Consider the following 13,418-nt stretch of genomic DNA (forward strand, 5'->3'; position numbering starts at 1 on the left):
ATCCATAATGGATAGCGTCACCCTATCGACGCGTTATGCTCAATATATATAGGCAGATGTTTACGGTATCAAGTTATTTCGGCAAACGGATTTGTAAGCAACTGTAACCTTAACCTAAGTCGAATAGCTCCATGAGTGCGCGGTGAATTTTTAGCTTTGGTGTGTGCTCGGTATAAGGGCTTTCTCCGAGAAATGGGGCTGGCAGCCTTGCTTTCAAAGTGGCTAAATTGGCATCGTATTCCTGCATCTGCGGATCCACTTGGTTGGCTATCCACCCAGCGACGTGTACACCTTGATGCGCCAGCACTTCCATCGTTAACAATGCATGGTTGAGGCAACCGAGTTTCATACCCACCACTAAAATGACTGACAGCTGCTCAGCAAGCACCCAATCACTTAACAGCTCTGTGTCATTAATGGGTAATAGCCAACCTCCGGCGCCTTCGGTAATGAGAATATCGGCACCGCAACTTTTAAACTCGTCGTACGCGCTGCGTAACTTGCTAACGCTAATGTGTTCACCTTGCTGCGCGGCGGCAATATGAGGTGCAATCGGTGGCGCAAAAATAAACGGATTTACTTGCTCATAGAGCACATTGGTGTTGCCGCTTTCGATGAGTGTCAGTGCATCAGTATTGACCAGTCGGCCAAACGCCTCCTCAGCACCAGCGGCGATGGGCTTAAACCCGGCCGCCTTCTTTTTATGCTGTACAGCGAGTTTCAGTAGCAAGCTGGTGACATGGGTTTTACCTGCATCGGTATCGGTTGCGGTAACAAAAAATTGTTTCATTTAATGAGCTCCAAAAATGCGACGTTGTAGCTTAACTCCACGCCCGGCTGCGATCCCTGTAAATGGTTGAGAACCTGCATATACTGATTTTTCGATAAGTGACGGTGGCCATGCTCACAGCTATTGGCACCAATAGCCGATAAGCTTTTTAACGCCTGTTTAGCACTGTCAAAGCGATCAAATAGCCTTGCTTGATGCTGCCATTGCACCTTAAACCCAGCCTGCTTTGCCGCTAGAGTCAAATCGCCAACACATATAAATTGGTTAATGGCTGGCACCCCTGCCGTGGCAAAAGCAGCTTTCACTTCCTCAAGGGAGCCCTCGCTCACCACAGCAATATATGCCCGCCCATTCGCCGTTAAAATACGGTGTAACTCGCAAAGTAAGGCAGCTAAATCAGCAGACCATTGCATCGCAAAGTTACTAAAGACAGTGTCTATAGCTGCACTGTGTATTGGTAGCGTGTCCATATCTGCGCACACTACATGATTGTCATCGCCACCTAAGGTTCGTGCACACTGTAGCATGGATTCTGATAAATCGAGGGACACTAACTGCTGTGCCCTGACACTGAGCGCATGGCTATTGACGCCGGGACCCGCGCCTAAGTCTAAACATACACCCAAATGTCTGGCGCCAATGTGGTCTAACAAAACAGTACTGCTCGCGGCTTGCACTCGCGCATGCTGCTGATAATTCGTTGCCGCTTTGGAGAATTGCCGCTGGGTAGTGAGTTTTAACGCCGCACTCATCGGCATTGCTCCAAGGCGCTGACTAAGGTATCGATATCTTGCTCGGTGTGGGCCGCCGTTAGGGTAATGCGCAAACGCGCAGTATTGTGGGCCACAGTGGGCGGTCGTATGGCACTAAGCCAAATGCCTTTTTCACGAAGTTGATTTTGCATCATCAACGCTGATTCACTATCGCCAACGATCAACGGCTGTATCGGTGTATTTGAGGGCATAAGCGCTAAATGAGCCGCCGCACATTGGCTTTTAAAGTAATCAATCAGTGCTGATAGATGTTGGCGCTCTGCGTCGGCCGCCAACAACTGCGTTAGTCGCTCGTCAATCACCTCACATTGCAAAGCGGACAGTGCCGTGGAGTAAGTGTAATCGCGATTACTTTGCAGCAGCAAATCAATGACCTTGTTGCTAGCTAGTACAATAGCACCATTAGCGGCTAGTGCTTTACCAAACGTGAGCACTAAAATATCGGGCTTAAGCACCGCAGCGCTGCCTTTGCCTCCACCGAGCACCCCAAACCCATGGGCATCATCAAGCATTAACCAGGCCCGGTGCTTCTCACATTGACTGCGCAGCTGTTCAAGGGGCGCGCAGTCGCCATCCATTGAGAACACGCCCTCGCTCACCACCAGCTTATGGTGGGCTTTGGATTTGCCCAAGCGCGCATCCAGATGCGCCATATTATTGTGATTAAAGCGCTGCATCTGTGCGTTAGCAGCAAGGCCGCCATCGACTAAACTGGCATGATTCAGTTTGTCTTGCACAATCAAGCCTTCACGGGCTTGAGCAAACAAGGCTTTTAGCACACTGGCATTCGCACTAAAACCGCTGGCAAACAGCAGCGCTGACTCAAAGCCATAAAGTGCGCAAAAACGTTGCTCTAGCTCTGCTTGCTGACGACTGTACCCAGTAACCAACGGCGAACTGTGCCCGCCACTGCGCCCTTTTAATGGCGGCAGCGGCCGATCGCCTAAGGCAAGATAGTCATTGGACGCAAAATTTAAATAGCGTCGACCATCTACGGCCAAGGTGCGCGCAGACATGTCATCGACGACCACGCGCTGACGCAGTAAGTGCTGCTCTTTGGCCCCCTCGAGCACATTATCAATGTATTCAAACGCCATTAGGGTGCTTCGTAAAACAGCTCTGATGTTTTCTTATCAGCGATAGCTGAACTTAATGACGCTTCATAGGCCTCGTCTGAGTAATCCTGAGCCTGCTCTGGGCGCATCCCCAGTTTGCGAATGAGGTTCATATCGGCATCGGCTTCAGGGTTATCGGTGGTCAGCAGTTTGTCACCATAGAAGATGGAATTTGCTCCGGCAAAGAAACACATGCTTTGCATCTGCTCATTCATTGCCGTGCGCCCTGCTGATAAACGCACGTAGCTTTTCGGCATCATGATACGCGCCACAGCAATAGTGCGAATGAATTCGAACTGGTCTAAATCATCGACGTTTTCTAAAGGCGTGCCCTTGACCTTAACCAGCATATTAATCGGCACACTTTCCGGTTGCTTAGGCAAATTAGCCAGCTGGATCAGTAGGCCGTAGCGATCAGAAGCCTGCTCTCCCATACCGATAATGCCACCGGAGCATACCTTCATGCCGGCATCACGCACATGATCCAGTGTGTCTAAACGGTCTTGGTAAGTGCGCGTCGTGATAATCTGCTCATAGTATTCAGGTGAAGTATCAAGGTTATGGTTATAGTAGTCTAACCCCGCCCCGCGCAGCTGCTTGGCTTTATCGTTATCGAGCTTGCCCAGTGTCATACAGGTTTCTAAACCCAGCTCTTTTACTTCTCGGACCATGCGCTCAATGTAAGGCATGTCGCGGTCTTTAGGGTCTGACCATGCTGCACCCATGCAAAAACGGGTCGCACCTTTTGACTTGGCGGCCCTGGCCTGCTCAACCACTTTTTCTACTTCCATCAAGCGTTCACGCTCGAGGTCGGTTTTATAGTGCCCTGACTGAGGGCAATATTTACAATCTTCTGGGCAGGCGCCGGTTTTAATCGATAATAAAGTCGAAATTTGCACTTCGTTGGGGTTAAAGTGTTGACGGTGAATGCTTGCCGCTTTGAACAGCAAATCATTAAATGGCATGTCAAAAAGGGCTTTAACTTGTTCGTGCGTCCAGTTATGACGGATTTCGGCCTGTTCCATAGAGTTCTCTTTATTATCGACGGTAGAATTTAATTTTGTATCAGTCTACGAGTTGCCTTAGTATTGTCAACGCTGCAATGACATTTGAAGTTTACCTATGAACAATAATTACACAGATATCGACACTGAGTTTGATCGTGAGCACATTTGGCACCCCTACACATCAATGCTCAACCCTCTTCCCAATTATCCCGTTACCCATGCTGAGGGAACCCGCATTTATCTACAAAGTGGCGAAGCCTTAATTGATGGTATGGCATCGTGGTGGAGTGCCCTGCATGGCTACAATCACCCCAAACTAAATGAAGCACTGCAAAGCCAAAGCAACAATATGAGCCATGTTATGTTTGGCGGTATCACTCACGCGCCAGCAGTTGAACTGTGTAAAAAATTAGTGGCGATGACTCCTAAAGCGCTCGACAAGGTGTTTCTTGCCGATGGCGGCTCAGTAAGTGTGGAAGTGGCAATAAAAATGGCAGTGCAATATTGGTATAGCCAAGGCCATAAACAAAAGCATAAGCTTATGACCCCGCAAAAGGGCTATCACGGCGATACCTTTGCCGCTATGAGTGTGTGCGACCCGGTCAACTCAATGCACAGTATGTATCGCGGATTTTTACCCGAACAAATCTTTGTGCCGCCACCCCGTAGCCGCTTCGATGAACGCTTCGACGCAGAAGAGGCGCACACCCTAGAGCAATACTTCGCCAAACATCATCATGAAGTGGCGGCTTTTATCATTGAGCCTATCGTCCAAAATGCCGGCGGTATGAACTTTTATCATCCCGACTATTTAAAAACCGTGCGCCAGTTGTGCGACCGCTATGAGATATTGCTTATTTGCGACGAAATTGCCACTGGCTTTGGCCGCACCGGTACCTTGTTCGCTGTTGAACATGCCGATATAACTCCAGACATTATGTGTGTGGGTAAAGCACTTACCGGTGGCTATATGACCCTAGCCGCAACACTGACCACGAGTCATGTAGCACGCGGTATTTGCGAAGGCGAAGCAGGCGTTTTGATGCACGGTCCCACCTTTATGGGTAACCCGCTGGCCTGCGCCGTGGCCAACAAAAGTCTCGAATTGTTGCTCGATAATAATTGGCATGGGCAGATAAACGATATTCATCATTGGCTTGGTGCCTTAGAGCGCTGCCGCGAATTAGCCGCCGTGGTTGATGTACGCCGCCTTGGCGCCATTGGTGTGGTTGAGCTCAATAGTGCTGTGGATGTCGCCAAGATACAGCAGTTCTTTGTCAGTCAAGGAGTGTGGATCCGCCCCTTTGGTAAATTGATTTATCTTATGCCGCCGTTTGTTAGCAGCGAAAGCGACATTCAGCGCTTAGCCACGGCAATATACGATGCTATTGCTCAGGGCCACTACTAATGAGGTGGTGACTGTTGCCCCTTTGAGCTGGCTATCGCCACAGTTTATAATCAGCTCAAAGAGTTAGCTTACTTTTCGCTGAACAATTAGTTTCACTGCGTAGCAATTTTACACACGCTTGAGCGCGCCAAAGGCCGCTCTTTGCGTGTTACAGCGCAATTATATTCGCACTTAGGACTAGGAATTGGCTTGACCTTTTTGTTAGAGTACCAACCTTTTCAACTAGCAAGTGAAAATATATGCAGCAAACCGTTCAAATACAGCCAGCGGAAACCTTTGTCCCGCCTAGGTTTACCGTGTATCAACACCGTCAAATTGATAAAATTGAAGCCCTACACCAACTACCAGAGCATATGCGCTTTGAGATGAAGGTCGTGGCCAGTGTATTCCCATTCCGCGTAAATAACTTTGTAATTGAAGAATTGATTGATTGGGATAAAGTTCCCAATGATCCGGTATTCCAACTTACGTTCCCTCAGCGTGGTATGTTAGATGACGAGTCGTACGAGCAAATGGCTGCGCTGCATAGAACGGACCCAACCGCTGAACAGGTAATGGAACTGGCACAACAGATCCGTAACAAGCTGAACCCGCATCCTGCCGGGCAAATGGAAAAGAATGTGCCCGAGCTCGATGGTGAGCGCGTTGAAGGCATTCAACACAAATACAAAGAAACCGTATTGTTCTTCCCAGCACAAGGACAATATTGCCATTCTTACTGTACTTTCTGCTTCCGCTGGGCGCAGTTTGTTGGTAAAGCGACACGATTCAATAACAACGATGCGGACTTACTGCATAACTATCTGCGTGAGCACAAAGAGGTTACCGATCTACTCGTAACCGGCGGCGACCCTATGGTGATGCGTACCGTTAAACTTCGTGGCTATCTTGAAAAGCTTAAAGATCCCGAATTTGACCATATTCGCACCATCCGTATTGGCACCAAGTCACTGACTTTCTGGCCGTTCCGTTATTTAACCGATCCTGATGCGCAAGACTTACTGGCCTTGATTAAAGAGCTTGTGGATGCAGGCAAGCACGTTTCCATTATGGCCCACATAAACCATAAGCAAGAGCTGCGCACCGCAGCTACACGCGAAGCGATTGCCCTATTGCGCAAAACCGGCGCGCAAATCCGTACCCAAGCACCACTCCTTAATAACATTAATACCGACCCGAATATGTGGGCGGAAATGTGGAAAGAGCAAACGCAGCTAGGGATGATCCCGTACTACATGTTTATTGAACGTGATACCGGGGCCAAGCGTTACTTTGAGCTACCACTTTATAAAACTTGGGAAACCTTCCGCGAAGCTTATAAACAGGTATCCGGTGTCAGTCGCACCGTGCGCGGCCCATCTATGAGTGCCGGTCCAGGTAAAGTGGAAGTATCTGGTGTCAGCGAGATTGCCGGTGAAAAGGTTTTCGTACTGCGCTTTATTCAAGCTCGCAACCCAGATTGGGTTCAGCGTCCTTTCTTTGCTAAGTATGACGAAAACGCCACATGGCTTAATGACTTAAAGCCGGCATTTGGCGAAGAAAAGTTCTTCTGGGAAGACGAATACAACGCCATGTAATAAAAAAACCGCCCTTGAGGCGGTTTTTTTAATCAATATCCATCTAATGGTCATAATCATCATTGGGGGCTTTGCCCAAAAGCCAGTAAGTTATCCCCAGCGCTAAAGTTGTAGCAGCGATACCTATCAGGTAAAGCGGGGTGAGGGTATCAAAATCAAGGATGATCACTTTACGAGCGATAGCCATCAAAGCAGTCGCGACGACAAGTTTGACAGGAAAAACATTGCTGCCTAGATACATCCTAATGTTGATAAATATTTCCACCGCTATCAACACAGCCATAAAGCCACCAAAGGTATAAAAGATGTCATTTACATCTAGTAAAAAGTAAGGTGGCTGCATTAATCGCTCGTAGATAATGTACATAACATCACCCACCCCCCAGAGTATAACTGCCACCATACACAGGGCTAAAACACAAATAGCAAAGCGAATCACTTTGTGTAGCATGCGAAAAAACGCATCGGGATGATCAACCGGAAGTTCTTGGTGGAGCTCATGCGCTAGTTTAGGTTTTTGGGCGTCATGCTCTACTTGCTTGTTACTCATAAATGCTCCTTGATATGGTCAATTACCACTCAAATTGATAGGCCATTTTCGCTATTGTCCGCAGTGCTACTTTGTGGGTATTGCGCTGAGCATAAAGGTGTTGCATTGCTTTATCTTTTACCTCGCCAACGATCACCTCTTTGACTTGATAACCGAGCGCATGCGCAGCTTCAATATAGGCAATAAATTCCCATTTTTTGATATTGGTGTTATCAACAATCACTAACGGAATGCCCTCAGCGAGCGCTTTAATATAACGGGCTAAATTAAGATTGTGATATTCAGGTAACTTGTGCTTATCAAATTGATAGTGACCATCTTGCACGAAGAAATCGTCGGTACTGCAAATAAAGTATTGGCTAGCATCGCCGGCAACGAGGTCGTCGGCAAGGCTCTGCGCATAGTGGGTTTTACCACTACCTGGCAAGCCGCGTAGGATAAAAGCTTGTTTCATTAACTACTCACTGCGTTTAACTTAAGATTGCAAGGGTAAAGCTGACACACAAGAACGCTAAAGCAATAAGCGAAAGTGCAGCCAGATGCATCATTTTATTTATATTTCTTGCCCTTATAATGCCACAAACGCAGCAAAGACCACACAGCATTAGCATGATTAAGGCGCTATTTTTCGGTTTTAAGAGCCAATGCTCGCGAATGGGCACGTCGAAATAACGTAATATGCCGTAATCTACATCAGGGCGAGCGTAGTGAATTAATACTAATACCACAACAAAAAGCACCCAGCCTACACCTGCACACCAAGCGACTAATCGAAAAGGGCCCGGTTTATCTCCCCTCAACATGCTAAAGCGTCTCGATAATAAGTTATATATGATTAGTTTAGGTGATATTTTCTACGCTTTTACGTATTTCTGCCCTGATTGAGGCAATTGGCAGTTTTTTTCTCCCTAAATCACGGTTAAGATAGGCCTCTTAACTTTCATCATAATACTGCTGCTGCCAAGGTGCAGCACAGTGGGCAATAGTAATCATTGGAGTGAAAATGAGCCATACAGCAATCGCCGAGCTATTAAAAGGCGCCGTTGCCGTGGACACCCAGGTCAACATTAAAGGTTGGGTGCGCACACGTCGCGATTCTAAAGCAGGTATTTCGTTTCTAGCCGTTCATGACGGTTCGAGTTTTGATCCTATCCAAGCTGTAGTGCCTAATTCGCTCAATAATTATGATGAAGTAACGCGTTTAACGGCAGGCTGCTCGGTAAGTGTAACCGGTAAGCTCGTAGCTTCAGCCGGTAAAGGTCAGGCCTTTGAAATTCAAGCGGACAGCGTTGAAGTAATTGGCTGGGTAGAAAATCCTGACACTTACCCTATGGCAGCAAAGCGCCATAGTATTGAGTACCTACGTGAGCACGCCCACCTGCGTCCACGCACCAACGTGATTGGCGCTGTTACCCGTGTTCGTAACTGTTTATCGCAGGCTATCCACCGCTTTTTCCATGAGCGTGGCTACATGTGGATCAGCACTCCCATCATTACCGCCAGTGACTGCGAAGGTGCTGGTGAAATGTTCCGAGTGTCGACATTGGATATGCAGAACCTACCACGCACTGATAAGGGCGATATCGACTACAGCGAAGACTTTTTCGGTAAAGAAGCATTTTTAACGGTATCAGGCCAGCTCAACGGTGAAACCTATGCCAGCGCAATGTCAAAGATCTACACCTTTGGCCCAACCTTCCGTGCTGAAAACTCTAACACCTCGCGCCACCTTGCAGAGTTCTGGATGGTCGAGCCGGAAGTGGCTTTTGCCGATTTGAACGACATCGCCAAACTTGCAGAAGACATGCTTAAATATGTCTTTGCTGCGGTATTGGAAGAGCGTCGTGATGACATGGAGTTCTTCGCACAACGTATCGAAAAAACGGCCATCAGTCGTCTTGAAGAATTCGTCAGCAAGGACTTTGCGCAGGTTGATTATACCGACGCTATCGACATTCTTAAGGCGTGCGGTAAGAAATTTGAATACGCTGTTGAGTGGGGTGTGGATTTACAGTCTGAACATGAGCGTTATCTGGCTGAAGAGCACTTCAAAGCACCTGTGGTTATCAAAAACTACCCGCGCGATATTAAAGCCTTCTACATGCGCCAGAATGAAGACGGCAAAACCGTTGCAGCGATGGATGTCGTTGCCCCAGGGATTGGCGAGATCATCGGTGGCTCACAGCGTGAAGAACGTTTAGATGTGCTTGATGCTCGTTTAGAGGAAATGGGCTTAAACAAAGAAGACTATAGCTGGTATCGCGACTTACGTCGCTACGGCACGGTACCTCATTCAGGCTTTGGTTTAGGTTTTGAACGTTTAGTCGCTTACGTGACCGGTATGGGCAATGTCCGTGATGTGATTGCCTTCCCTCGCACTAAAGGCAGCGCTACTTACTAATAACGGCGCACGCTATAGACATCAAAAACCCGCTAATTCAGCGGGTTTTTCTTTGCGCCTAAGCTGTTGAAACAACATTACCTACAAAAAAGCCCGCAACACAAAAACAGTCGCGGGCTTTTTGTAAACTAGTTGCGCTTTAAAGCTTGGCTTCTAACTCAGGCAGAACATCGAATAAATCAGCCACTAACCCATAGTCAGCCACTTGGAAAATCGGTGCTTCTGGGTCTTTGTTGATAGCTACAATGACCTTTGAGTCTTTCATACCTGCCAAATGCTGGATGGCACCACTGATACCCACGGCTATGTATAAATCAGGAGCGACAATTTTACCGGTTTGCCCTACTTGCATATCGTTCGGCACAAAGCCCGCGTCTACCGCTGCGCGTGAAGCGCCAATAGCCGCACCGAGCCTATCGGCAATACCTTCTAACAGTTTGAAGTTTTCACCATTTTGCATGCCTCGACCGCCGGAAATAACCACATCAGCAGCGGTCAATTCAGGACGTTCAGACTCAGTTTGCTCTTTAGAGACAAACTCACTGTTCGTTGAGGCCATGCTATTGTCAATCTTTTCGATGCTGGCACTGCCGTCGCCGCTCACCGCATCAAAGGCACTGGCACGCACAGTAATAACATGCACAGACTCAAGTGACTTCACCGTCGCAATGGCATTACCAGCATAAATCGGGCGTTTGAACGTATTAGCGTCGATAACATCAATAATGTCCGATACTTGCGCTTTGTCTAATAGCGCTGCAACCCGTGGCATAATGTTTTTACCGGTGGTCGTCGCACTGGCAAATAGATGGCTGTAATCACCCGCTAGGCTCACAATTAAATCAGCGGTGTTTTCAGCTAGTTGGTGTGCATAGTCACTGCTATCAGCGACCAACACACGACTTACACCGCTGAGCTTACTGGCCTGTTCAGCCGCATCATTAAGGTTTTCACCAACCAGCAACACATCAATATCAGCGCCTACTTTGTGCGCCGCGCTTAATGTCTTCGCGGTTTCAGGCTTTAGTTCACCGTACTCGTGCTCAGCTACCACTAATGCTTTCATGACACCACCTTTGCCTCATTTTTTAACTTATTCACTAAGGTTTCAACGTCTTCGACGATTTCACCACCTTGACGCTGAGCAGGCTCTTCCACGCTCACCAACTGCACTCGCGCAGCAAGGTCGACGCCCATATCCGCAGCGCTTTTCACATCTAAAGGTTTGCGTTTTGCTTTCATAATATTAGGTAATGATGCATAACGGGGTTCGTTCAAACGCAAATCAGTAGTGACAATCGCAGGAAGCGCGAGCGCTACAGTTTGTAAGCCACCATCAACCTCACGCGTCACGTTCACTTTGCCATCGTTAATATCCACTTTTGAGGCAAAAGTACCCTGCCCCCATCCGCGTAGTGCAGCCAGCATTTGCCCAGTCTGGTTATTGTCTGAGTCGATACTTTGCTTCCCTAAGATAACCAAATCGGGTTGCTGCTCATCAATTAACTTGTCGAGTAGTTTTGCCACATGCAGTGAGTCTAGCTTCTCATCACTTTCGATATGAATGGCGCTGTCGGCACCCAGAGCCAGTGCAGTGCGCAACTGCTCTTGCGATGACTTATCACCAATAGTCACAGCAACCACTTCCGTTGCCTTACCTGATTCTTTTAGGCGAATAGCTTCTTCTATGGCGATTTCGCAAAATGGGTTCATCGCCATTTTCACATTCGCCAAATCGACATCGCTGTTATCTGCCTTTACGCGCACTTTGACGTTGTAGTCGATGACACGTTTGATGGGCACTAATACTTTCATATTTGCTCCTGTTGACACGCGAGTGGACGTTTTAAAGCGGCTGTAACCTGCGCGGTTACTACTGACACGCCCACACCTGACGTTAACGTAAACTTATTTATTTGATGAAATCAGACTACTTCCTGTTGACGTAAACGTCAACCTAAAATAACCTTGGACAATAACCTTTTGTGTAACGAATAATTTGCATTTCGTAACACCTTATACCGTCATATAAAGCAGGGGATCATTATGGTAGAACGCGAAACCATGGAATTTGACGTGGTCATCGTCGGTGCAGGGCCCAGCGGCCTTGCTAGCGCCATTAAGCTCGCGCAATTAGCACAAGAACAACAACAAGAATTGATGATTTGCGTGGTTGAAAAAGGCTCTGAGGTAGGTGCTCATGTGCTCTCCGGTGCCGTTTTCGAAACTCGCGCACTCGATGAGCTACTCCCTAATTGGCAGGAGTTAGGCGCGCCACTGCATACCCAAGTCACCGAAGACGAAATTTTATGGTTCAGTGATGAGCAAAAGGCTAAATCCCTGCCCCACTTTATGGTTCCCAAAACATTTCATAACAGTGGTAACTATATCGTCTCTATGGGCAACGTTTGTCGTTTTTTAGCCGAGCAAGCAGAACAATTAGGGGTCGAAATTTTCCCTGGTTTTTCCGCGCACGAACTACTTATTGAAGACGACAGCGTTAAAGGTATCATTACCGGTGATATGGGTCGCGATAAAGAGGGCAATGAAAAGCCTGGGTTTATGCCGGGGATGGAGCTCAGAGCAAAATACACCATTTTCGCAGAGGGCTGCCGTGGCCACTTGGGTAAACAATTGATCAATCAATTTGCCCTAGATAAAGACCGCTCTGTGCAACACTACGGTCTTGGTTTTAAAGAAATCTGGCAAGTAGATGCACAGCAACATCAACAAGGAAAAGTGGTTCATGGCACTGGGTGGCCGCTTAGTGGAGATACCAATGGCGGCGCATTTATGTACCACTGCGAGGATAACCAAGTGGTGGTGGGCCTCATTGTCGACCTTAACTACACCAACCCGCACTTAAGTCCTTTTGATGAATTTCAGCGAATGAAACATCATCCTGTATTCGCTGATGTACTCAAAGGCGGTAAACGCTTAGCCTACGGCGCGCGTGCAATAGCCAAAGGCGGGTTACATTCGCTACCGAAAATGCACTTCCCGGGCGGCCTACTCGTAGGCTGTGACGCAGGTACGCTGAATTTTGCCAAAATCAAAGGCAATCACACTGCAATGAAATCCGGTATGTTGGCGGCCGAAAGTATCTTTGAGGCAATAAAAGCCGGTGATAAGCACACTGATTTGGCTGACTACGCGCAGCGTTTTGAATCCTCTTGGGTGTATGATGAGCTTTACCGCTCACGCAATTTTGGGCCGGCGATGCACAAATTGGGTAAGTTCTTCGGGGGCGCATATAACACGCTGGAACAAAACCTATTCGCAGGAAAGCTGCCTTTTACCTTTAAGGACAACACCCCTGATTACGCGACCCTACTGAGCAGCTCACAAGCACCGAAAATCGACTACCCAAAGCCAGATGGTGAGCTTAGTTTTGACAAACTCTCATCGGTCTTTTTGTCTAATACCAATCACGAAGAGTCTCAGCCGTGTCACTTACAATTAAAGGATGCTGCGATACCTATTACGGTTAATTTGCCACGCTTTGATGAACCCGCACAGCGCTACTGCCCAGCTGGGGTTTACGAAGTGGATGACAGTGAAGGTGAGGCAAAGTTTGTGATCAATGCACAAAACTGTGTGCACTGTAAAACCTGTGATATCAAAGATCCCAGCCAAAACATCACCTGGGTCACCCCAGAGGGAGCGGGTGGTCCTAACTACCCTAATATGTAGTTGTTATTAAGTACTTTATCCTAAGTTGCAACTGGGGCGTAAGCCCCTTTTTTATTTATATACACTACACTTGCTGTAACAGGTCGAGCATATTTGGGGAGCTC

Annotated in this window: 12 protein-coding genes; 4 read left to right on the forward strand and 8 right to left on the reverse strand. The window is 47.7% G+C overall.

The features are described from left to right. Positions 1-109 precede the first annotated feature (109 nt). From bioD to bioB, 4 genes are read right to left on the reverse strand one after another with little or no spacing between them, the layout of a single operon-like run. Positions 110-790, reverse strand: a complete 681-nt coding sequence (bioD, locus tag MHM93_RS00660) for a dethiobiotin synthase (RefSeq protein ID WP_239447559.1) — start codon at positions 788-790, stop codon at positions 110-112. Beyond that, a complete protein-coding gene (locus tag MHM93_RS00665; protein ID WP_239447560.1) occupies positions 787-1,542 on the reverse strand; it encodes a methyltransferase domain-containing protein in 756 nt (251 codons plus the stop codon). Before MHM93_RS00665 ends, bioD begins: the two co-directional genes overlap by 4 nt. Beyond that, positions 1,539-2,660, reverse strand: a complete 1,122-nt coding sequence (locus MHM93_RS00670) for an 8-amino-7-oxononanoate synthase (RefSeq protein WP_239447561.1) — start codon at positions 2,658-2,660, stop codon at positions 1,539-1,541. The genes MHM93_RS00665 and MHM93_RS00670 overlap by 4 nt, the downstream gene beginning before the upstream one ends. Then, the gene (bioB, locus tag MHM93_RS00675) at positions 2,660-3,703 is read right to left on the reverse strand and encodes a biotin synthase BioB (RefSeq protein WP_053910476.1); all 1,044 of its coding nucleotides are present in this window, start codon (positions 3,701-3,703) and stop codon (positions 2,660-2,662) included. The genes MHM93_RS00670 and bioB overlap by 1 nt, the downstream gene beginning before the upstream one ends. A gap of 97 nt (positions 3,704-3,800) precedes the next feature. Between bioB and bioA the strand changes: the two genes are divergently transcribed. Together bioA and MHM93_RS00685 are read left to right on the forward strand one after the other, a co-directional pair. Then, positions 3,801-5,093, forward strand: coding sequence for an adenosylmethionine--8-amino-7-oxononanoate transaminase (gene bioA, locus MHM93_RS00680; RefSeq protein WP_239447562.1), 1,293 nt, complete (start codon positions 3,801-3,803; stop codon positions 5,091-5,093). Positions 5,094-5,332: 239 nt separating this feature from the next. After that, complete coding sequence (locus MHM93_RS00685) at positions 5,333-6,670, forward strand: lysine 2,3-aminomutase (RefSeq protein WP_022946578.1); 1,338 nt, start codon at positions 5,333-5,335, stop codon at positions 6,668-6,670. Between the two features lie 43 nt (positions 6,671-6,713). Here MHM93_RS00685 and MHM93_RS00690 read toward each other — a convergent pair whose 3' ends face one another. Both MHM93_RS00690 and MHM93_RS00695 read right to left on the reverse strand, forming a co-directional pair. Further along, positions 6,714-7,220, reverse strand: a complete 507-nt coding sequence (locus MHM93_RS00690; protein ID WP_239447563.1) for a phosphate-starvation-inducible PsiE family protein — start codon at positions 7,218-7,220, stop codon at positions 6,714-6,716. Between the two features lie 22 nt (positions 7,221-7,242). Continuing rightward, positions 7,243-7,674 (reverse strand): ATP-binding protein, encoded by a 432-nt coding sequence (locus MHM93_RS00695; RefSeq protein ID WP_022946577.1) that lies wholly within the window; start codon positions 7,672-7,674, stop codon positions 7,243-7,245. A 549-nt stretch (positions 7,675-8,223) separates the two neighbouring features. Here MHM93_RS00695 and asnS point away from each other — a divergent pair. Then, positions 8,224-9,621, forward strand: a complete 1,398-nt coding sequence (asnS, locus tag MHM93_RS00700; RefSeq protein WP_053910472.1) for an asparagine--tRNA ligase — start codon at positions 8,224-8,226, stop codon at positions 9,619-9,621. A 139-nt stretch (positions 9,622-9,760) separates the two neighbouring features. On the opposite strand, the gene MHM93_RS00705 is transcribed toward asnS, so the two are convergent. Continuing rightward, on the reverse strand, positions 9,761-10,687 hold the full coding sequence (locus MHM93_RS00705; protein ID WP_239447564.1) for an FAD-binding protein: 927 nt from the start codon (positions 10,685-10,687) through the stop codon (positions 9,761-9,763). Beyond that, positions 10,684-11,436 (reverse strand): electron transfer flavoprotein subunit beta/FixA family protein, encoded by a 753-nt coding sequence (locus MHM93_RS00710; protein WP_239447565.1) that lies wholly within the window; start codon positions 11,434-11,436, stop codon positions 10,684-10,686. Before MHM93_RS00710 ends, MHM93_RS00705 begins: the two co-directional genes overlap by 4 nt. A 231-nt stretch (positions 11,437-11,667) precedes the next feature. On the opposite strand from MHM93_RS00710, the gene MHM93_RS00715 reads away from it, so the two are divergent. After that, complete coding sequence (locus tag MHM93_RS00715; protein WP_239447566.1) at positions 11,668-13,314, forward strand: electron transfer flavoprotein-ubiquinone oxidoreductase; 1,647 nt, start codon at positions 11,668-11,670, stop codon at positions 13,312-13,314. The last annotated feature ends 104 nt before the right edge of the window (positions 13,315-13,418 follow it).

Origin of the sequence: Pseudoalteromonas sp. MM17-2 (assembly GCF_022347945.1) — a bacterium.
GTDB classification, from domain to species: domain Bacteria; phylum Pseudomonadota; class Gammaproteobacteria; order Enterobacterales; family Alteromonadaceae; genus Pseudoalteromonas; species Pseudoalteromonas ruthenica.

What these genes read in the sequence shown, in the direction of transcription:
- bioA (WP_239447562.1), top strand. Translation starts at nt 3,801, where the DNA reads ATGAACAATAATTACACAGATATCGACACTGAGTTTGATCGTGAGCAC.
- bioD (WP_239447559.1), bottom strand. Translation starts at nt 790, where the DNA reads ATGAAACAATTTTTTGTTACCGCAACCGATACCGATGCAGGTAAAACC.
- MHM93_RS00685 (WP_022946578.1), top strand. Translation starts at nt 5,333, where the DNA reads ATGCAGCAAACCGTTCAAATACAGCCAGCGGAAACCTTTGTCCCGCCT.
- MHM93_RS00715 (WP_239447566.1), top strand. Translation starts at nt 11,668, where the DNA reads ATGGTAGAACGCGAAACCATGGAATTTGACGTGGTCATCGTCGGTGCA.
- asnS (WP_053910472.1), top strand. Translation starts at nt 8,224, where the DNA reads ATGAGCCATACAGCAATCGCCGAGCTATTAAAAGGCGCCGTTGCCGTG.
- MHM93_RS00690 (WP_239447563.1), bottom strand. Translation starts at nt 7,220, where the DNA reads ATGAGTAACAAGCAAGTAGAGCATGACGCCCAAAAACCTAAACTAGCG.
- MHM93_RS00710 (WP_239447565.1), bottom strand. Translation starts at nt 11,436, where the DNA reads ATGAAAGTATTAGTGCCCATCAAACGTGTCATCGACTACAACGTCAAA.
- MHM93_RS00665 (WP_239447560.1), bottom strand. Translation starts at nt 1,542, where the DNA reads ATGAGTGCGGCGTTAAAACTCACTACCCAGCGGCAATTCTCCAAAGCG.
- MHM93_RS00670 (WP_239447561.1), bottom strand. Translation starts at nt 2,660, where the DNA reads ATGGCGTTTGAATACATTGATAATGTGCTCGAGGGGGCCAAAGAGCAG.
- MHM93_RS00695 (WP_022946577.1), bottom strand. Translation starts at nt 7,674, where the DNA reads ATGAAACAAGCTTTTATCCTACGCGGCTTGCCAGGTAGTGGTAAAACC.
- bioB (WP_053910476.1), bottom strand. Translation starts at nt 3,703, where the DNA reads ATGGAACAGGCCGAAATCCGTCATAACTGGACGCACGAACAAGTTAAA.
- MHM93_RS00705 (WP_239447564.1), bottom strand. Translation starts at nt 10,687, where the DNA reads ATGAAAGCATTAGTGGTAGCTGAGCACGAGTACGGTGAACTAAAGCCT.